Genomic DNA, 19,371 nt, shown 5'->3' with positions numbered 1-19,371 from the left:
CCCGGCCCCGGCCCTGAAAGGTGACCCCCCGTGTCCCGACCCGATGTGATCGTCGCCGGCGGCGGCATCGGCGGCCTCGGCGCGGCGCTCGCGCTGGCCCGCCAAGGCCAGAGCGTCCGCCTGCTGGAGAGCGCCCCCGCCTTCGGCGAGGTCGGCGCCGGCATCCAGCTCGCCCCCAACTGCACCCGCATCCTCGACGACCACGGCCTCCTGCAGGAGGCGGAGCGCCTGGGCGTCGTCCCGGAGGCGATGGTCATGCGCGACGCCGTCGACGGCCGCGAGCTGACCCGGCTCGACCTGGGAGACCTGGAGAACCGCTACGGCCACCCCTACCTGGTCATCCACCGCAGCGACCTGCACGGCCTGCTGCTGCGCGCCTGCGAGCGCGCCGGCGCCGACCTGGTCAACGGCGCGCGGGTGGCCTCCTACGAGAACACCGCGGGCGGCGCCCGCGTGACCCTGGCCTCCGGCGAGGCGCTGGAGGCCGGGCTCGTGATCGCCGCCGACGGCCTGCACTCCACCGCCCGCGAGCTGCTCATCGGCGACCGGCCCGTCTCCTCGGCCTACGTCGCCTACCGCGGCACCGTCCCCGCCGGGCACCCGCGGGTGCGCTCCACCGACCTGGGCGAGGTCGCGGTCTACGTCGGCCCCGGCTGCCACTTCGTCCACTACGGGCTGCGCGGCGGCGAACTGCTCAACCAGGTCGCCGTCTTCGAATCGCCCAAGGCCCTGGCCGGCCGCCGGGACTGGGGCACCCCCGACGAACTCGACGCCGCCTTCGCCGGGACCTGCGACTTCGTCCGGGAGGGCCTGCCGTTCATGCGGCGGGACCGGTGGTGGCGGATGTTCGACCGCGACCCGGTCATGAACTGGGTGCACGGCCGGATCGCTCTGCTCGGCGACGCCGCGCACCCGCCGCTGCAGTACATCGCGCAGGGCGCGATCATGGCCATCGAGGACGGCTGGGTGCTGGGCGAGCACGCCGCCCGCAACCGCACCGCCGGCGGCGCGGTCGACTGGGACGCCGCGCTCGCCGCCTACGGGGCCGTCCGCCCCGAGCACTGCCGCCGGGTGCTGACCACCTCCCGCGCCTGGGGCGAGCTGTGGCACCTCGACGGCCTTGCCCGCGAGCGGCGCAACACCCTGCTGCGCGCCCGCGACACCTACGACTACTCCTTCACCGACTGGCTGTACGGCCCCACTGCACTGACCCCGGACGAGGAGCCCGAGATGTTCACCCCGATCCCGCTCTCCTCGGCGCCCGCCGAGGAACCGGCGACGGCGCACGGCGCGCCCTGAGCACCGCCCGCCTCTCCGGGGCTGCGGCACCCACCCCGCAGAGGCGGGCCCCGGCGCCCGTCAGTGCCGGATCAGCCCGCCCACCGGGACGGGATCGACGTGGCCGGTCGCCGGAAGGGTCCGCGCCAAGGCGAGGCCGACGTCGACCAGCGACGACCGGCACAGGCCGGCGACCTCGGGGACCGGAGTCCACACCGACTCCGCGGTTTCACCGTTCGGCTCGGGCCGGAGCCGGCCGCCGGTGATGCGGGCCAGGTAGAAGACGCCCACGTTCTGGTGCTCCGGCCCTCCGGGGACGGTGCGTTCGGCCGCGGGGATCACCCGCGAATCCACGCCCAGCAGGCGCTCGACCACCGCATCGCAGCCGGTCTCCTCGGCGACCTCCCGGACCACCGCGTCGAAGGGGTCCTCCCCGTGCTCGACCCTGCCGCCCGGAAGGGTCCAGACCGATCCGCCCTCGACCGACACGGAACGGGCGAGCAGCACCCGCCCGCCTTCGATGCACACGGCGTACGCCGCCAGCCGGAAACTCAATCCCCGCACCTCCCCGCCGGACACTACCGGGCGCTCCCCGCGCCCGTTCACACCGGCGATCGGCGCGAACACGGCCGGTCCCGGATGCGCCCGGCGGGGGCCGGAGCGCGGCCCGCGGGTCAGTCGCCCTTCGGGGGGAGGAGCCCGGTCTGCCCGAACATCTCGGCGGCGGCCCGGGCGCTGGGCGTGCCCGCGTCCAGGTCCGCGCCGGCCTCGACCAGCGCGGCCACCACGGCGCCCTCGCCCTTGAACAGCGCCCCGGCCACCGGCGACTGGTCCCGGTCGTTGCGCAGGTCCACATCGGCCCCCCGCTCGATGAGGGCCGCCACCGTCTCCGCATGGCCGTGGTAGGCCGCCAGCATCAGCAGGCTGTTGCCCTCGGAGTCGCGGGTGTCGACCGGCAGCCCGTGGTCGAGGAACTCCACCAGCTCACCGCTGCGCCCCTGCCGGGCGAAATCCATGGCCAGCGCGACGACGCGCTCCACCTGCTCTTCGGAAAGACCACTCATACCCCCCAGATTAGGGGAGGAACAGGCCCGGACCGGCCGCCGCCGTGCCACACTGGGCGCCATGCCCTGGGAAGAGGACATGGCGCTGCTCAGGCGCCTGGCCGTGGACCGGATGGAATACGAGGACTTGGCGGCCGAGGCCCGCTTCGCCGTCGACACCAAGATCGTCGAGATGGCGCGCGCCGCCCCGGATGTGCCCTACGAGGTCCTCGCCGAAGCCGCACGGGTCTCCCCGCAGCGGGTCGCAGAACTGGTGCGAGAGCACGGGACGGCCGCCTCGCCGGAAGGGGACTGACCGGCCCCGGCGGCACAGGGCCGAGGCGGCCGGACCGGTGGGCGCGGGGCCGGGCCGTCGGGTGGAGAGAGTGACCGTGAATCCAGCGGCCTGTAGCGGTTACCGACCGCGCCGAGAATGAACCAAGCGCGGATGCGGCGCTGTCCTCCAGGTTGTTTTCGCGGCTTCATCCCAGCCAGAGAAGAGGAATTTTCTGCTACCTGGTTAGCGGAATATATGCCACAGCTGAGGGTCTCTGGGAGGAGGCAGAGAATCTTCATATGCCCTTCGAGGCTCGACGTTCTTCGGAGTCATCATCACACTCGTACTCCTGGCTACATTGCTCGATTTCCATGCCCTTTGGGCTTTGAAATCCTTCGGGGCAACAGTGCAAGAATGGAGATTTCAGTTCCCCTTTTCAGCTTTCCGTGCCCTTCGGACTTTGGCTTCCTTTGGAACCCTTCCCGGTTTTCATGGGCTCTGAGGTGCGGTGATGCACAGCCTCTGCACGCCCTTGCCTTCCGAGTGTCCCTGGGGTCGTGACTCACGCCATATTCTTTCTCCTTAGAAGGGGGGCCAGCAGGGACATTCTGCACGCAAACCCGGATTCTCGCCCTTGGGGCAGATCGACTGTACACGCCGCCCTTCACACGATCCAGAAATCCTCCCGCTCCTCCAGTCTGCGGTTGCCCAGCACCAGCACCTTGTCCAGGTCGGGAACGCGCAGCGGGTAAACCCGGACCTGGTCCTCCTCCGGCTCGATCGCTTCGGTCAGCGCCCGGTGCAGCTCCTGGAAAGCGTGCGGGGAGGCCACCACGACCTCGAACACGCTTTACTGCCCCCTGGGGTCGTACCCCGAGAGCAGTTCCGAGATGGCCTGGCGCCGTTCGTCGTCGGACCAGCGGCCGGTAGGTGTCCTCGCGTCCGGCGAGCACGTCCGCGAGCAGCCGGGCCTGGGCGGTCAGCGCCGCCCGGTAGGACAGGCGAGGTGGCAGGCCACCACCGTGTCGTTGAGCAGCGGGATATATCCGAACGACAGCATCGCGTTGACTGGGTCCGGGGCGGGTTCCGGCGGAGGTGGGCGACCCCCCACTCCGGAGCGAGCATCCGCCCCCAGCAGGCGAAATAGTTGCGGGCCGCCTCCTCATGCCCCATCAGCTCGGCCAGGCCGCGGGCCTCTATAGCCTCAGACCGGGCCCGGGCCAAGCGCTCGGCCACCGCGCCGCGTCTTCAGCGGTGGCTTCGGGAGCGTTGACCGATCGGGAGGCGCGCAGCAGTGCGGTGCGCAGGTTGGCCGGCTTGCTCGCGACAAACAACCGGGCGAAGCCCACCGCCCGCGCCCCGTCCAGTGCCGCTTCGTACTGTGCCGCGCGCACGTGCACGCCCCCGCCCAGCGCTCGGGACGGTCGCCCCTGGAAACGACCCAGATCGTCCAGCAGCACCAGCTCCACACCCTGCCGCAGGGCCCGGTGCAGGAAAGGGGTGCTGAACCCGATCCGCCCCACCCCCACGACCTGGCGGATCCGTTTGAGCCCGCTGCTCAGCAGTACTTTCTCGCCGTGCTCGATCCGCACCCGCTCGCCCCTGCTGCGCATCAGGGCGCCGGGGGTGGTGACGTAGACGGTGGCCTTCGACGGACTGGCCCGGTCCTTGCCGGCCGCCCCGTCCTGTGAACCGACCGTGCGCCCCAGGAAGTCGACCCCCTCATCGAAGGAGACGATCCGGGACTTGGCGCCGTTGAGTTCCGGCCCCCACTCGGCCGGCACATCTTCGGCCGTGGTCAGGGCGCTCTCGGCCTCGGTGCGAGAGCCGGCGGGGATCGCGAAGTCGTCGGCGTAGCGCAGCACCTGGCGGCCTGCCCAGAGCATGGCCTTGCCGAAGGCGCCCAGGTAGAGGTCGGCCAAGGCAGGGGAGAGCGCACTGCCCTGGTAGAGGCCCCGGCTCCGTCGGCGTCCCGACCACACCCGGCGGGCAGCCGGGCCGGTGGCGTCCCGGGCGATGAGGTGCTGGATGAGCAGGCACGGCTCGGCGTCGGGAACCAGCTCTTTGACGCGGGTGACGACCGGCCAGCGGGGAATCTGCTCGAAACAGTCGGCGATATCGGCGCGCACCACCCACCGTGCCCCCGCCTCCCCGGGCCTGGACCAGCGTGCGTATCGCGTCATTGACGCCCAGCCCGGACCGGTAGGCGAAGCCCCCACGGGGACAGCACGGGGTCCAGGTAGGTCTCGACGACCTCCAGTACCGCGCGCTCCACGACCCTGTCCCGGACGGCAGGCACTGCGAGAAGCCGGGTGCCGCCCGAGGGTTTGGGGAATTCGATGGCCGTCACCGGGCTGGGGGCGTACTCGCCCGAGAGTAATTGCTCGCTCAGCTCCGTGAGGCTGCGCAGGGCACCTCGTTCGAAGTCGCGGACCTGGTCGGATTTGACGCCGTCTTCCGGGTCGTTGTCTCGTACTTCATTCCAGGCGGAGAAAAGGCGTTCGCTGTCGGATACCTGGCGGAGCAGATCTCCCAACCGAGTCACCTCCTGGGAAGGGTGCTGGGGAGGCTGGTCGTTTAAAGCCCTTGGGGCTTTGACGTCCTTCGGAACGACAAGCCGCCAATGGGACCCAAGCGCGACAAGTTTCCATGCCCTTCGGGCTTTGGCGTCCTTCGGAACGTGGCTGTTGGTGGGGATCGCCGATAAGCTTGAGGGTTTCCATGCCCTTCGGGCTTTGACGTCCTTTGGAACCCTTCCAGGTTTTCATGGGTCCTGGCCTGCGGTGATGTACCCGCTCTGCGCGCGCCCCGCAGCAGTCCCCTTGAAAGTCGTGCGACCCATGCCGCATTCCTCCTTCGCGGGACTCTGGCCAGCGCGAACGCTCTGCACGCAGACCCGGGTTTCCAGTGCCCGCCGGGTCCGGCTGTACAGGCCCGCCGTCCCGGGACTCCAAGGCCCGCGTGTGGCCGATAAGTCTCTCACCCGGGAGGCCCCGCCGCTGCCCCTATGCCGAAACCGGCCAGAGTCCCCTGTTCACCCTGACGCCGGGTCGCCGCGTTGCTACGGTGACCCTTCCGGAGAGTGGTGACCACGCCACCGGCGTGTGCGCCGCCCCGGCCCCCCGAGGCAAGAAGAAGTCCAGAGGAGAACGTGTGCCCACCCAGTGGACACTCACCCCTACCCCCCAGCCCCCGCCCGATGTCGCCCCCGTCCACCTGCACGCTCTGGCCTGTGCCCTGGTCGAATCCCCCGGTAGCGACCACACCGCCCAGACCAAGCCCTTCGCGGCGGCCCTGTCCCCTTCCCCCGCCTCGTCTCCTTTAGCCCCCGCCTCCTCCGCGGCAGCCCGGGCCCCGGACCGGGTGCTGGTGGTGGGCTGGTTGGACGACGCGGGCGAGCCCGACCTGGCCGCCCGGCTGGGCTCCCCGGTGCGGCTGGTCTCCCGTCCGCTGCGGCTGGCCCCGGCCGCGCGCCGGGCGGTGCCGTATGCGGAGCTGGCCGCCGCGCCGCCGGCGGTGAAGGCGCGGGTGGAGTTCGCGACCCCGGCCTACGTCAACCGGGGCGGGCGGCAGTTCCCGCTGCCCGACCCCGAGCTGCTGCTGGGCGGGCTGGCCCGCCGGTGGGCGGCGTTCAGCCCCTGCCCGCTGCCGGTGCGGGCGGTGGACGAGGCCATGGGATCGGTCCACCTGGCCCGGCACGACATCGCCACCCGGACCGCGGGGACGGGCCGGCACCGGCGCACCGGGTTCACCGGGGCCGCCGTGTTCGGCCTGCCCTCCTCTGCTTCCCCCGAGGCCCGGCGGGCCTTCGCCGCGCTGTGGTCCTTCGGCGAGTTCGCCGGGGTCGGCGCGCAGACCACGCACGGGCTGGGCCACATCCGGGTCCGCCTCGGCCGCGGCCTCGCCCGCCCCGGCGCAGGCCCTTCCCCCGGCGAAAGCCCCTCCGAAGAGAAGACCGACTGAGAAGAGACCGATGCACCCCAGCACCGCCGGGCCGATCGGCCCGCGCCCCTGGATCAGGGTCCCATGACCGGACGGGACCTGGTCGTCATCGCCCTGTCCGGCGTACAGAACTACATCGAGGAGTCCCGCACCACCGCCGACCTGCGCTCGGCCAGCCAGATCATCGCCCACCTGGCGACCGAGGCGGTGCACCGCCTGGCAGAGGACCACGAGGCCCGGATCGTCTTCCCCTCGCCCGCCCGGGGGCGCATGCGGGGCGTCGACGACGGGATGCCCAACCGGGTCGTCGCGCTGCTGCCCGCCGGCACCGGCCCAGGGGCGGCGGAGCGGATCCGCAAGCACCTGGACACCGCCTGGAAGGGGTGGGTGGAGGAGGTGTTCGGCCGCCCGATGCCGGACACCCCCGGGTGGCCGGTGGTGCACTGGGTGAGCGTCCCGGCGGAAGCCGGGGACTACCCGGAGCAGTGGGCGCGGGCCCAGCGGCTGCTCGCCCGGCGCAAGAACATCCGCGACTTCGCCCAGCCCGCGGACGGCGGGGGAGAGCTGTGCCTGCTGTCGCCGCGGTGGCGCTCGGTCGCGCCCCCGGACAAGACCCCCGCGCACCTGGCCGGCGAGGACCTGGCGGCCGCGAGCTGGGTCAAGCGCCTGTGGCAGAGGACCCGGGCGGGCCGCGAGGCCGGCTTCCCCTCCACCAACGCCATCGCCTCGGCCCCCTACCGGGCCCGGGTGCTGGAGAACTGGGCGGAGGGGGAGGCGGTCGCCGACGCGGTCGGGCTGCTCCGGATGTGCGTCGGAGAGCTGGGCGCCGACGAGGTGCGGGAGGCGCCGCTGAAGTGGCTGCCCAAGGTGCCGGGGGACTCCGACGCCGCCTGGCTGCGCGAGCGGGGCGGCCGGTGGGTCTTCCCTCAGGCGTGGAACCTGGACGCGCTGGCCTACGAGTTCTCCGGGGAGGAGAGCGACGCGTCCCGGCGAGGACGCAAGGCCGCACGCAAGCGCGACGACCCCGCGTTCGCGAGCGCGGTGCACGAGGGGTGGCAGGCCGCCCGCGCGCTGGCCGGGGCCATGGCCTCCCTCGGCGTCCCGCCGCCCTCCCCGCACCTGGCGGTGCTGGCGCAGGACCTGGACCACATGGGCCGCTACCTGTCCGGGAAGCATCCCGCGCAGGACGGCGGCCTCCTGGAGGTCTCCGAGGAGGCGCACGCGGACGTGTCGCGCCGCCTCTCCGAGGTGGCCTCGGACCAGCGTGCCGCCGTGCAGCGCGCCGGCGGGACGGTGGTCTACGCCGGCGGCGACGACCTGCTGGCCCTGCTCCCGGCGGCCAGGGCCGTGGACGCCGCGCGCGCCTGCCGCGACGCGGTGCCGCTCGGCCTGCCCGCCGCCAGCACCGGGCTGCTCTTCTTCCATCACGACTCCTCGCTCCAGCAGGCCCTGCACCGGGCCCGGGAGCTGCTGGAGAAGGCCAAGCAGCGGCCGGGCAAGAACCACCTGGGCGCCGGGTTCGTCCGGCACAGCGGCGCCGAGGCCGACTGCGTCCTGGACTGGGCGGGCGGCGGAATGCCCCCGGAGGAGGCGCTGCGGGTGTTCGTCCCCCGGGACGGCGACGCCCGGGTGCGGCTCTCCCCCCGGCTGCTGGGCGACCTGGTCGCCGAACGGGACCACTTGGACGGCGGCGCCGACGGGCGCCGGGCCCCGCTGCCGCCCCGCATCGCGCAGGCGGAGATGCGCCGCCTGGTGCTGCGCCACACCCGCCTGGCCCCGGCGGCGGAAGGACGGCCGGAGGGCGCCGGCGGGGAACAGGGGCGGCGGTCGGCCGAGGCCCGGGCCCGGATCGACCGGGAAGCGCGGGAGGCCTTCGCCGACCGGGCGGTGTCCGCGCTGCGGCGGATGGCGCCGCCGCGGCGCCTGGTGGACCCCGACGCCGTGCGCCTGGCCCTGTTCCTGCGAGGGGAGGACGAATGACCGGCGGACACGACCGCTCCCGCGACCGGTGGGTGGTGCTGCGCCCGCACGACACCGTGCAGGTGCGCGACGGCCGCTCCTTCGACGCCGGCGCCGGAGGCGTCGCGCACAGCGTGCGGCCCTGGCCGTCCACCGTCGCCGGCGCGCTCGCCGCCGGGATGGGCGAACCGGAGAGCGTGCGCGGCCCCGTGCTGGCCCACTGCGACGGCGAGCAATGGGAGCCCTACCTGCCGGTCCCCGCCGACCTGGTCGTCGACCGGGAGCACGACGTGTGGCGGATGTGCCTGCCCGAGGGGCCGGAGGACGCCAGCGCCGTCTGCGACCTGGACCGGGCCGGGGCGCCGGACCTGCGCCCGCCCGCCGTCCCCGAGGACGCGGAGGAGCCCGAGCCCCTCACCGGGCTGGTGCCCGGCGCGGTCCTCCAGGACTACCTGCACGGCGACCTCATCGCCCCCGGCAGGGCCGCCTCCCTTTCCGCCCTGGACCGGACCGCCGACCCGGTGGCGGCCGAACCCCGCATCGGGGTCGGGCTGGACCTGGAGGCCCGCACCGTCAAGGGCGGGCTGCTCTACCGCACCACCCACCTGCGCCTGGACGAGGACTGGGCGTTCGCCGCCGAGCTGACCCCCGTCGGCGACCAGGAGCGGCGCCTGGAGGAGGGCCTCGGCCCGCTCCGCTTCGGCGGGCTCAGCCGGATGGCCGACGTCGCCCCCGCCCCCGGGCTGGCCTGGCCCGAGGCGCCGACCTCCTACCCCGGCGGGCGGGTGCTGGTGTACACCGCGACCCCGGCGGTGTGGGAGCGGGGATGGCTGCCGCCGCTGCCGGAGGACGCGGTCCTGGAGACCGCCGTGGTCGGCGACCCGCTGCCGATGGCCACCGCCTCGCCGGGGCGCGACCACGCCACCTTCAAACGCCGGCGCGCCCTGTACTGGGCCGTCCCGCCCGGGTCGGTCTACCTGCTGAAATTCCCCAACACCGACGACGCCGCCGCCTGGGCCGCCGCGCAGCACGGCCGCGCCCTGTCCCCGGCCGCCTACGCACGCCGGGAAACGGGCGAGCGCTCGCGCCTGGACACGGCGGGGTTCGGCGTCGTCCTCACCGGAGTGTGGTCGTGACCAGTTTCCTTCTCTACCTGTACACCGAGTCTCCGCTGCACGCCGGGGGCGCCGACACCGACGGGTCGGTGGACCTGCCCATCCAGCGCGAGACCGCCACCGGCTACCCGCTGGTGTGGGGCCAGAGCCTCAAGGGCGCACTGCGGCAGGCCGCCTACGACGCCGGCTGGCACGAGGAGCACCGCAACGGCAAGGGCCCCACCCTTCTCGACGAGGTGTTCGGCAGGGCGGTCGGCGGCGAGAACGGCCCCGGCGTCAACCCCAGCGCCGGGATGCTGTCGGTCGGCGACGCCCAGCTCGTCGCGCTCCCCGTCCCGACCCTGCACCGCACCTTCGCCTGGGCCACCTCACCGCTGGCGCTGAGCAGGCTGGCCCGCAAGTACGCCCACGCCCGCATCCACCGCACCCCGCCCCCGGTCCCGAAGGTCAGGCCGGCCGAGGGGGTGTGCGCCACCGACACCTGGAAGGACGAGGAGCAGGTGCTCGGCCCGTGCCTGGTCCGGGTGGACCGGGCCAAGAACGGCCAGGCCAACCCGGCCTCCGCCTGGGCCGAGGTGATCGCCGCCGAGGGCATCGGCGACGAGCCGCACCTGGAGGTCTTCGCCGACAAGCTCCGCGAGGACCTGCTGGTGCTGGGCGAGGACGTGATGGGCCAGCTCCTGCGCGAGTGCACCGAGCAGTCGGTGCGCGTCCAGCTCAACCCGGACACCAAGACCGTCGAGAACGGCCCCTTCACCAGCGAGTACCTGCCCGCCGAGACGCTGCTGGCCGCCGTGCTGACCCTGCGCGACCGCGACGCGACCGAAGAGCACCGCAGCAGGCTCACCGGGCTGCTCGACAAGACCGTGCTGCAGATCGGCGGCGACGAGACCCTCGGCAAGGGCCTGGTCTGGTCGCGCCTGGTGAAGGCGGTGCCCGGTGAGTGAAGCCCGGCGAGTCGACCAGAACCTGGCGCGGATCGCCCACGAGGTCCTGCCCGAGCAGGTGGGCCAGGAGCTGCGGACCCGCATGCGCCAGCTGCCCTCCCGGCTGCGCGGCGGCGGCCTGGCCGCCACCTACGCCTTCCTGCTCTCCAAGGCCAAGAAGGAGCCCGCCGACGAGCTGAGCCGCGCCTACCGCCTGCTCGCGGACAAGATCGCCGCGCACGTGGCGCAGCGGAGGCTGCTCAAGTCCGCGCCTCCGGAGATGGACTCCACCGCCTTCCTCGCGGAGCTGGCGAAGGCGAAACCGGCCGAGTACGCCCGGGCCTCGGCGGAGGTCGACGCCCTGGCCGTGTGGCTGGCCCGGCTCGCCGACGCGCTCCGCGAGAAACCGGAGAAGAGGAGGCAGGGAGAGGACGATGGCGCACGCTAGGAGCACCGGTCCCGGTGCGGAAGAGGACGAGGCCGCCGTCCTCCCCGCGGACGGGCCGCTGGGGGCCCGGCTGCGCCTGCGCGCCGGGAAGCCCAAGGGCGGAAGGCCCGGAGTCCTGCTCTACGAGCGCGACCGGGAGCCGGCCGGGGACGCCAACGCCCTGGTCGTGCTGCGCCGGCTGTCCTTCTCATCGGCCCTGGACGCCCAAGGGAGGCAGCGGGCGGTGCAGGTCCACGCCCCGCTGCACCGGTGGGCCGCCGGGTCGGGGGCCGGGCAGAAGAACACCGCCCTGCTGCAGGGCGTGCTGGAGCGCCGGCAGGCCCTGGTGGAGCGGTGGACCGGGGCCTCCCGCGCCCACCGGCGGCTCCGGCTGTCCCCCGAATGGCGCCTGGTCACCGGGCTGGGCCTGCAGTACGGGGTGCTGGACAGCGGCATGGCCCTGCACGGCACCTACGGCTGGCCGGTGATCCCGGCGTCCTCCCTCAAGGGCCTGGCCGCGGCGGGGGCCCGCCTCTCGGGCGCCGACGCGGCGCTGGTGCGGCGCCTGCTGGGGGACCCCCGGCTTCCGGAGGAGCGCCCCGCGGGCCCGGCGGGTGAGGAGCGGCCGCCTGAGCGGGAGCGTTCCGAAGCCCCGCCGGACAGGGCCCCGTCCGCCGAGTCCTCTGAAGGCTCCCGGCCGGGGGACGGGCGCAAAGGCAGGGGCGGCGTGGTCTTCCTGGACGCGCTGCCCGACGGAAGGCCGGTGGAGGTGCACGGCGACGTCATCACCCCGCACCAGCAGCCCTACTACACCGACACCATGCCCCGCCCCGGCGGCGGCGCACCCGAGGACCCGCGCCCGCCGGCCGAGCACCACAACCCGGTGCCGGTGCCGTTCCTGTCGGTCAGTGGCGACCTGCGGGTCGACCTGCTCGGCTCCGACCCCGACGACCTGGACACGGTCGCCGACTGGCTGAAAGCGGCCGGGGACGAGATCGGCACCGGAGGGCGCACCACCGCCGGCTACGGCTACTTCACCTGCACCGAGGCCGACACCGCCCCGACCTGGAAGAGCACCGGCGGCAAGAAGGGCAAGGCCGGCGGTGGCGGGAAAGGCAAGACGGACGAGAAGAAGAGGAGGCGGCGGTGACCACCCAGCACCGCACCGTGCACCTGGTCAGCGTCGGTGTGAGCCTGTTCGACAACCTCCAGCGCGGCCGGCAGGAGCTCATCGACGGGCTCGGGATCGACCGCGCCCTGGCCAAGCGGATCCGCGCGGCAGAGAAGGAGCTCCGCGACCCGGAGAGCGAAGGGTTCCCCGCCGAGGAGAGCGCGAAGCAGGCCGCCTGGCTGCGCGAGGTCACCGCCCCCGGCTCCGGGACCGAACGGCAGCGCCTGGAGAAGCTGCTCAAGGAGATCGAACCCGAGAACTGGCCCGCCCGGGCCAGCGCAGAGCTGACCGCCCTGGCCGTCCACCGGTCCGGCTCGGGCATCCCGCCGGCGGACACCGTCGTCCTGCTCGCCAGCGACACCGGCAGGGGCCTGCGCGCGGCGCTGTTCAACGCCGCCGCGCTGGCCGGAGGCGACCTGAAACGGGTCCGCTACCTGCACGACCCCTCCGACGAGATCGCGGCGATGCGCGGCGACATCGTCATCGCCCGGCTGCCCGGCCTGGACGTCGGGAACGACGAGGGGTTCACCGAGGCCATGCGCGGCCTGGGCGACATCGGCCGCGGAGTGGACCGGCTGCTGCGCCCCGGCGACACCGAGGCCGCCCTCCACCTGTCCGGCGGGTTCAAGGCCGCCCTGCCGTTCCTGCTGGGGCTGGGCGAGGCCCTGCGCAGCCTGCGCGGTCCGACGAAGGTCAAGGCCTACGCCGTGCACGAACTCGACCCCGACCAGCGCGCGGTCGAACTGCCGCTGCGCCACCTGCCCGCCACCCTGCTGGAGAAGCAGCTGGCCGACGCCGGAGACAACGGGTACTTCAGGAAGGCCCCACCCGACGATCAGCCCCTGGACGGCTTCGCCTACGAGCAGGACGACGACGGGGTGAACTGGAGGCTCACCCCCTTCGGGCACGCTCTGCGCCGGCTCTTCCCCAGGAAGACCCGGCCGGAAGCGTGAGCACCGTGCCCGAGAAGACCCACCAGAACATCGGCCCCCTCAGCGATGGCCTCGCAGACCGCCTCGCCCAAGGCTTCGGCGCGACCGCCGACGCCGGACGCGACCAGGCCGCCCGGAGCAATGACGACCTGGCATGGGAAAAAGGGCTCTTGGGGGAGGTGTTCCGGGCCGTCAACCGGACCCAGAACGCTCGGATCGCCCTGACCAGGGTCCTCGGCACACTGACCGAGTGCTTCGACCAGGATCCGGGCAGCGTCCGGGCGCTGCTGCACCGGCCCGGCGAGGCCCTTCGGCGGCTCCAGGCGCTGCTGACCGGCGATCTCGAAAATCGGCCGGAGCTGGAGGACGAGGAGCGCTGGCGGATCTTCACCGGGACCGTCGAACTGCTCTGGGAGTACCTGCACAGCGACACCCCGCAGGCCCGGCCGCACCGCCACCTGGAGCCGCTGGCGGCCCGTACCCGCTTCCTAGCCCTGTCCGAGCCCTTCCGCCACCTCGGCCACTCCGCCTGGCACGTCGACGACTGGACCAGAAACGGCGACCTGGCCAAGGTGTTCGGCCACGAGGCCGGGGTGGAGCTGATCCGCCGGACGCGCGAAGCGCGGGAGATCTGGCGGGCCCGCCTCAACGGGTACCAGTCGGTGCCGCTGCTCGACTACGCCCCGCCGCTCGCGGTCGAGGAGGAGGTCCGCGCGCTGGCGTTCACCGGCGGGTTCTCCGGGAACGTCCTGGTGCTGGCCGATCCCTGCCCGCCCGAGCCGAAGTCCGCCGACCGGTCGGACCGGACGGAGAAGAAGGAGACCGAGGCAGAAGAGAAGGAAAAGGAAGAAAACGCCCCATCCGAACGGCCGGGATCCGGACGCCCCTCCAAGGGCCGGCCCTCCTCGGTCGCCATCCCCCCGGCGCCGGCGGACCGGGCCGTGCTGGAGGAGGTCGTCGAGCAGTACCTGCTGCCCCGGTTCGCCATCGGGAGGGCCTGGGCCGCCGTGCTGGGGCCGCGCCGGTCGGGGGAAGAGAAGCGGGCGTGGTTCCGGCGCCCACCGAACCTCCTGTTCTTCGCGGTCGGGGGTGTTGCGCTGCTGGCGCTGGCCGCCACCGTGGCCGCGCTGGCCGCGGAGTGGATGCCCTACTGGCCCGCCCTGGTCCTGGCGGGCTCGGTCTACGTGCTGATCGGGGCGGGCGCCCTGCTGTGCGGGCGGCTGTGGGCGATGCCCCTGATGCTGCGCCTGCCTGCGGCGGCGGCCCTCGGGCTGATCGTGCTCGTCGCCCTGCACCCGGACTGGTGGACCGCCATCACCCCGGGGTGGGGACTGATCTGGGTCGTGGTCCTGCTGGTGGGCGCCTCCTGCGGCTATCTGCTCATCGAGGCGCGCAACCACAACCCCGGGCAGCTGCCTGACGAGGGCGGCCCGCGGTCCAAGGCCGCCGGCCGGATCCTCGGCCGCGCCCTCGTGGTCGCCCTGACCGGTGCCGCGCACGCCTTCCTCATCGCCCTGCTCGGTATGGCCGTCATCGCCCCGGCCTTCTCCGAGGACGGGGACCGGCTCCGCATCGCCTGGACCACGGGGGAGGAGGCGGCCTCCGCGCCTGGGCAGGAGACCGCCCCCTCCGAGAACCCCTCTGGCGGCCAGAACGGGGAACCTCCGCGCACCCCGGGCGAGCCCTGGGCGATCCTGGCCGCCGCGACCGCCTGGTGCCTGGCCGCGGGGGTCTTCTCCCAGATCCTCTGGGACGACCAGCCGATCACCGCACCTCTGGCCCACCGGCGCTGGCGCTCCGAAAGGTAGAAAGCACACGATGCCCTGGACCACCTTCCGCCTGACCGTCACCACGCCCCTGTTCACCCACGAGGACCGCACCACCGGGCTGAGGCTCGCCTCGATCCGCGGCGCGATGCGCTACTGGTTCCGCGCCCTGGCCGGGACCCGGATCGGCAATGACGTCCACGCGCTGGCCAGGGAGGAGCAGCGGATCTTCGGCAGCACCGACCGCGCCTGCCCGGTCCGGATGCGGCTGGCGAACCAGCCGGCTGACTCCTTCATGCGCAAGGCCTTGGACGACTCGATCGTCGGGAAGGAGGCACAGGGGGTCGCTTACCTCCTCGGGCAAGGCCTCGCCAAGTACGACTCCACAGAGAAAACCTGCACCTTCACCCGCCGGCACACTCGACCGGGGGGCGGCCTCATCCTCAAGATCCGGTTCTCCGAAGAGCCGGACATCGACGCGCCGACCATGGCGAGTCTCTGGCTGGCCTGCACCTATGGCGGGTTCGGTGCCCGTACCAGGAAGGGCTTCGGCGGGGCGCGGCTGACCCACCTGGAGGGCTACCTGCCCGACATCTGGAAGGGCTGCGCGGACACCCCGGGCCCGGAACACTACCGGGACCTGGACCATCTCCCGGTGACCGGCCCGCTCGCAGACTGCGCCGACCTGCTGCGCGTCCCGGAGCCCGTCGGCGCCGGCGGCGAGCCGGAGACCCCGCTCTACCCCACCCTGGGGCCGGGGGCGACCACCGCCGCGCTCAGCGCCTTCACCGGCCGGGACTGGCGCGAGCTCGCCGCCGAGGCCGGGGAGCGGTACCGCCGCTTCCGAGCCCCCTGCCCGCACGGCTCGGACGACCCCGGGTACGACCCGCCCATCAAGACCGCCGAGTACGGAAATGTCGTCCACGGCAATGAAGACCGCTTCCCGCTGGGGGCGCTGGGCCTCCCGGTGAACTTCAAGAAGATCGCGGGGGTCAACGCCTACAAGGACAAGGAGCCGCTCCGGCGCGCCTCACCGCTGTGGTTCAGGTTCATCGAGGACCCGGACGAGCGCGAATGGCGCCTGTTCTCCTTTGCCTTCCACAGCGTCTTCCTCCCTCCGCAGGAGAACCTGAAAACCCGCCTGATCGGAGGCCGCGGGCCCAGGGACCTCCGCGTGGACGAAACCGACGTCCGCGACCGGACCCGGGAGTGGCTGAAATCCCTCTCTTCATGACTCTCCCGTCGAGCAGCGCATCCCACCTGTGCGGCCAAGCGTTTTTGCCGGCCAGCGGAGTCCGATCAGGTCAAGTGGACGCTTGAAGCATTCGTAGGGCACCCGGCGGATCACCTCGGGGCCGCGTCCCGGCCCAGGGGGCGCAAGAGGAAGCACGGCCGGGCTGTGCAGCACGGCTGAGCGCCTTTCCGGAAGCTCCGCCGGACACACTTGAGTACGGACTGCTCGCCGGGAACCGCCCCGGGCCTTATGCGGGCCTGCATCGGCGTGCGCGGGCGCACGGCCTCCACCGTCTCGGGGCATGTCCGTCGGCGGCGCCGCGGTTCTTGGGGGCGGTGAACACGTGCGCCCTCGCCGCCGCGGGGGAGGAGGCGTGGTTCAGGCCTGTCGGAGCATCTGGTGGACGATGTTCCGATAGTAGCGGATTCCGGTGGGCAGGACGGCGTCGTTGAAGTCGTAGTCGCGGCTGTGCAGGGGGACGCCTCCGGGCTCTCCGGTGGCTCCGTTGCCGATCAGCGTGAAGTTCGCGGGTACCCGGTCGGCGTAGGCGCCGAAGTCCTCGCTGGCCGTGATCGGCGGCGTGTCCGGGTCGTGCCGGTGCTCGCCGACGGTTCGCCGCGCGGCGCGGACGGCCGCGGCGGTGGCGTCCGGGTGGTTGACCGTAGTACCGAACTCCCTCGTATAGGTGACCTCCGCGGCCGCTCCGTGGGCGCGGGCGGTGTGTTCTGCGATGTCGCGGATCCGGCGTTCGAGCACTTCACTGACCTCGGGGTTGAAGTTCCGGGTGTCACCGGTGATGCGGACGGTGGTCGGGACGGCGTTGCGGGCGCCGTCGGTGGCGAGGTCCGTGCACGAGACGACCGCGGGCTCGAGGGGGTCGACGGTGCGGGCCACGATGCTCTGCAGGGCGATGATGATGTGCGCGCTCACGACGAGCGGGTCGACCACGAGATGGGGCGCGGACGCGTGGCCTCCCCTGCCGGTCACGGTGATGGCGAAGTCGTCCTCCCCGGCCATGATCGCCCCGGGGCGGGTGGCCAGGTGGCCTGCGGGGATGCCGGGGATGTTGTGCAGGCCGAAGATCGCGTCCATCGGGAACCGGTCGAACAGGCCGTCGGCGATCATCGCCGCAGCGCCCTTGCCGGGCTCCTCGGCGGGCTGGAACACGAATCGCACGGTCCCGTCGAAGCCCTCGTCGCGGGCCAGGGCCGCGGCCGCTCCGAGGACCATGGCCATGTGGCCGTCGTGCCCGCAGGCGTGCATGCGCCCCTCGTGGCGCGAGGCGTAGGGCAGCCCGGTGCGCTCCCGGATCGGCAGTGCGTCCATGTCGGCCCGCAGGCCGATCGCGCGACCGGAGGTACCGCGGGTGAGAGTGCCGACCACCCCGGTCCCGCCGATGCCGGTGGCCACCGCGATACCGAGGGAGCCCAGCACCTCGGCGACCAACTCGGCAGTGCGGTGTTCTTCGAAGGCGGTCTCGGCGATCCCGTGCAGGCGGCGGCGCCACGAGACCACCGGAGAGGGCGTCGGCGGCGCGCCGCCGGGGCCGGGCGGTCCCGGCGGGCTGGCGCTCGGCTCCTGCGGGGCCGTCATCGGGCCCCCTTGGGGTTCGCCGCGCTGCCCTCGGTGCTCAGCAGCACGACCACGGAATCCGGACCGAGACCCAGCAGCGTGCGTTGGCCGTCGTCGTCGGCGGCGGCCGTGCGGAGCGCGGCCAGCGCCGCCGCGCCGCAGGGACCGGAGTCCACGCCGAGGCCGGTGAGGTCGGCGGTGGCGTCGGTCAGGCCGTAGGCGTAGTCGAGGGTGAGCCGGCCTGCGGCGACCGCCGAGCCGAGCATGTCCGTGCCGAACCGGACCCCCCCTCCTCCTCGGTGAACGCGGCGATCACCAGCGGGCGCCGGGTGGTGATGCCTTGGTCGTTGAGCGAGCGGACGACCTCCAGCGCGCCGAGCACGCCCAGGCAGCCGTCGAACGCGCTGGCCGTGCCCATCTCATCGATGGCGACCTCCAGACCCGCCTCGCTCATCCACCGCACCAGCAGGCGCCGGCCCTCGGCGTCCTCGTCGGTCAACGACCGCCGGTCCACCCCCGTCAGGCCCGTCTCGGCGTCGTCGTAGGTGCCGATCCGCGCCAGCTCCATCAATGACGCCCACAAGCGGTCCCCGTCGATCGCGAGCTCCGCCGGGGCGGCGGTGACCGCATCGGAGAAGGCCATGGTGTCCTCCCTGCCGAGATGTGCCCGAAGGCCGGGCCGAGGAGCCCGTCCGGACCAACGCTAGGCACGCACGACTCCATGAGCGATGGCATGATTCGAACCGGTACCGGTGAAGAAAATCGATGAATCGGTCAGAGGCCCGGGAGGGTGCGTGTACGACCTGCACCGGCTGCGCCTGCTGCGAGAGCTGTCCCACCGCGGCACCCTCGCCGCCGTCGCCGACGCCCTCGGCTACAGCCCTTCGGCCGTCTCCCACCAGCTCGGCATCCTCGAACGCGAAGTCAAGGCGCCCCTGCTGGAACCGGCCGGGCGCGGGGTGCGACTCACTCCCGCCGCCGCGATGCTGGTCGCCCGCACCGAGACCATCATGCGCGAACTCGAACGGGCCGAAGCCGACATCGCGGCCGGCCGCACCGACATCATCGGCACCATCCGCGTCGCCACCTTCCAGACCGCCGCCCACACCCTCGTCCTGGACGCCATCGACCGGCTCACCGACCGACACCCGCGCCTGACCGTCACCTTCGCCCATCTCAACGCCGAGGCCGCCATCCCCGCACTGCTGGCCCGCGACTTCGACCTCGTCCTCTCCGAGGACTATCCCGGAAACCCGCCCGCACCCCACCCCGGCGTCACCACCAGGGCCATTGCCGACGACCCCCTCTTCCTCGCGATCCCGGCCGACTGGTCCGCCCGCGGCCTCGCCGACCTCGCCGACGCCCCCTGGGGCATGGAGCCCCCCGGCACCGCCGCCCGCGCCTGGACCATCGCGACCTGCCGTGCCGCAGGCTTCGAACCTCACGTCCGGTACGAGACCGCCGACCTCGGCCTCCACGCGGCGATCGCCGCGAGGGGGCACGCCGCCGCGTTCCTGCCGCGACTGGCCCACGCCCCTTCGCCGGCGATCCGCCTCGTCCCTACGGGGCAAGCGCGCACTATCACCCTGTCCACACGCACCGGCAGCGACGACAACACCGCCGTCCAAGCCTTCACGGACGCCGTCACGGTGCCCTGAGGCGCGTTAGAGATCATCTCATTTGGATTCTCGGTAGCCTGGCCGTGTGTCGATGGTTGAACGCCTTGTGC

21 protein-coding genes are annotated in these 19,371 nt (G+C 73.1%); 12 read left to right on the top strand and 9 right to left on the bottom strand.

Features of this window, described 5'->3' with window-relative positions; genetic code table 11:
* Positions 1-30 precede the first annotated feature (30 nt).
* A complete protein-coding gene (locus tag D459_RS0115065; RefSeq protein ID WP_206540776.1) occupies positions 31-1,299 on the top strand; it encodes an FAD-dependent monooxygenase in 1,269 nt (422 codons plus the stop codon).
* A 60-nt stretch (positions 1,300-1,359) separates the two neighbouring features.
* Here D459_RS0115065 and D459_RS0115060 read toward each other — a convergent pair whose 3' ends face one another.
* Both D459_RS0115060 and D459_RS0115055 read right to left on the bottom strand, forming a co-directional pair.
* Entirely contained in the window at positions 1,360-1,842 is a 483-nt protein-coding gene (locus D459_RS0115060; RefSeq protein ID WP_394296697.1) for an NUDIX hydrolase, read from the bottom strand.
* Positions 1,843-1,952: 110 nt separating this feature from the next.
* On the bottom strand, positions 1,953-2,342 hold the full coding sequence (locus D459_RS0115055; protein WP_026120413.1) for an ankyrin repeat domain-containing protein: 390 nt from the start codon (positions 2,340-2,342) through the stop codon (positions 1,953-1,955).
* Between the two features lie 61 nt (positions 2,343-2,403).
* Between D459_RS0115055 and D459_RS35020 the strand changes: the two genes are divergently transcribed.
* On the top strand, positions 2,404-2,637 hold the full coding sequence (locus D459_RS35020) for a hypothetical protein (protein ID WP_152522984.1): 234 nt from the start codon (positions 2,404-2,406) through the stop codon (positions 2,635-2,637).
* 625 nt (positions 2,638-3,262) lie between these two features.
* Here D459_RS35020 and D459_RS0115045 read toward each other — a convergent pair.
* From D459_RS0115045 to D459_RS33665, 4 genes are all read right to left on the bottom strand, one after another.
* A complete protein-coding gene (locus D459_RS0115045; protein WP_017593839.1) occupies positions 3,263-3,445 on the bottom strand; it encodes a CRISPR-associated endonuclease Cas2 in 183 nt (60 codons plus the stop codon).
* A 132-nt stretch (positions 3,446-3,577) separates the two neighbouring features.
* Positions 3,578-3,709 (bottom strand): CRISPR-associated endonuclease Cas1, encoded by a 132-nt coding sequence (locus D459_RS37570; RefSeq protein ID WP_152522983.1) that lies wholly within the window; start codon positions 3,707-3,709, stop codon positions 3,578-3,580.
* A gap of 85 nt (positions 3,710-3,794) precedes the next feature.
* Positions 3,795-4,781, bottom strand: a complete 987-nt coding sequence (locus tag D459_RS0115040; RefSeq protein WP_081620581.1) for a CRISPR-associated endonuclease Cas1 — start codon at positions 4,779-4,781, stop codon at positions 3,795-3,797.
* Entirely contained in the window at positions 4,778-5,134 is a 357-nt protein-coding gene (locus D459_RS33665; protein WP_017593837.1) for a reverse transcriptase family protein, read from the bottom strand. The genes D459_RS0115040 and D459_RS33665 overlap by 4 nt, the downstream gene beginning before the upstream one ends.
* A gap of 617 nt (positions 5,135-5,751) precedes the next feature.
* Here D459_RS33665 and cas6 point away from each other — a divergent pair.
* From cas6 to cmr1, 9 genes are all read left to right on the top strand, one after another.
* Entirely contained in the window at positions 5,752-6,561 is an 810-nt protein-coding gene (cas6, locus tag D459_RS0115030; protein WP_081620580.1) for a CRISPR system precrRNA processing endoribonuclease RAMP protein Cas6, read from the top strand.
* A 63-nt stretch (positions 6,562-6,624) separates the two neighbouring features.
* Positions 6,625-8,520, top strand: coding sequence for a type III-B CRISPR-associated protein Cas10/Cmr2 (cas10, locus tag D459_RS0115025; RefSeq protein ID WP_017593835.1), 1,896 nt, complete (start codon positions 6,625-6,627; stop codon positions 8,518-8,520).
* Positions 8,517-9,635: a type III-B CRISPR module-associated Cmr3 family protein gene (locus D459_RS0115020; RefSeq protein ID WP_017593834.1), complete on the top strand. Its 1,119-nt coding sequence runs from the start codon at positions 8,517-8,519 to the stop codon at positions 9,633-9,635. Before cas10 ends, D459_RS0115020 begins: the two co-directional genes overlap by 4 nt.
* Positions 9,632-10,561, top strand: coding sequence for a type III-B CRISPR module RAMP protein Cmr4 (cmr4, locus tag D459_RS0115015; protein ID WP_020380190.1), 930 nt, complete (start codon positions 9,632-9,634; stop codon positions 10,559-10,561). Before D459_RS0115020 ends, cmr4 begins: the two co-directional genes overlap by 4 nt.
* Positions 10,554-10,988, top strand: coding sequence for a type III-B CRISPR module-associated protein Cmr5 (gene cmr5 / locus D459_RS0115010; RefSeq protein ID WP_017593832.1), 435 nt, complete (start codon positions 10,554-10,556; stop codon positions 10,986-10,988). Before cmr4 ends, cmr5 begins: the two co-directional genes overlap by 8 nt.
* Positions 10,975-12,117, top strand: a complete 1,143-nt coding sequence (gene cmr6 / locus D459_RS0115005; RefSeq protein WP_017593831.1) for a type III-B CRISPR module RAMP protein Cmr6 — start codon at positions 10,975-10,977, stop codon at positions 12,115-12,117. Before cmr5 ends, cmr6 begins: the two co-directional genes overlap by 14 nt.
* Positions 12,114-13,091: a hypothetical protein gene (locus D459_RS0115000; protein ID WP_017593830.1), complete on the top strand. Its 978-nt coding sequence runs from the start codon at positions 12,114-12,116 to the stop codon at positions 13,089-13,091. The genes cmr6 and D459_RS0115000 overlap by 4 nt, the downstream gene beginning before the upstream one ends.
* Positions 13,092-13,096: 5 nt before the next feature.
* On the top strand, positions 13,097-14,878 hold the full coding sequence (locus D459_RS35015) for a hypothetical protein (protein ID WP_152522982.1): 1,782 nt from the start codon (positions 13,097-13,099) through the stop codon (positions 14,876-14,878).
* 10 nt (positions 14,879-14,888) lie between these two features.
* The gene (gene cmr1 / locus D459_RS0114990) at positions 14,889-16,070 is read left to right on the top strand and encodes a type III-B CRISPR module RAMP protein Cmr1 (RefSeq protein WP_017593828.1); all 1,182 of its coding nucleotides are present in this window, start codon (positions 14,889-14,891) and stop codon (positions 16,068-16,070) included.
* A gap of 378 nt (positions 16,071-16,448) precedes the next feature.
* Here cmr1 and D459_RS31685 read toward each other — a convergent pair whose 3' ends face one another.
* Genes D459_RS31685 through D459_RS35005 form a run of 3 tightly spaced genes read right to left on the bottom strand, consistent with a single transcriptional unit; the run spans position 16,449 to position 18,285 of the window.
* Entirely contained in the window at positions 16,449-17,663 is a 1,215-nt protein-coding gene (locus D459_RS31685; RefSeq protein WP_017593827.1) for an amidohydrolase, read from the bottom strand.
* Entirely contained in the window at positions 17,660-17,908 is a 249-nt protein-coding gene (locus D459_RS36365) for a hypothetical protein (RefSeq protein WP_017593826.1), read from the bottom strand. Before D459_RS36365 ends, D459_RS31685 begins: the two co-directional genes overlap by 4 nt.
* Complete coding sequence (locus D459_RS35005) at positions 17,851-18,285, bottom strand: M20/M25/M40 family metallo-hydrolase (RefSeq protein ID WP_026120412.1); 435 nt, start codon at positions 18,283-18,285, stop codon at positions 17,851-17,853. The genes D459_RS36365 and D459_RS35005 overlap by 58 nt, the downstream gene beginning before the upstream one ends.
* A 151-nt stretch (positions 18,286-18,436) precedes the next feature.
* Between D459_RS35005 and D459_RS0114970 the strand changes: the two genes are divergently transcribed.
* Entirely contained in the window at positions 18,437-19,300 is an 864-nt protein-coding gene (locus D459_RS0114970) for a LysR family transcriptional regulator (RefSeq protein WP_017593825.1), read from the top strand.
* Positions 19,301-19,371: the final 71 nt, after the last annotated feature.

Origin of the sequence: Nocardiopsis potens DSM 45234, from assembly GCF_000341105.1 — a bacterium.
GTDB classification, from domain to species: Bacteria; Actinomycetota; Actinomycetes; order Streptosporangiales; family Streptosporangiaceae; genus Nocardiopsis_A; species Nocardiopsis_A potens.
Note: the sequence above shows the minus strand (reverse complement) of the source record. Positions and strands in the feature narration are given on the sequence as shown.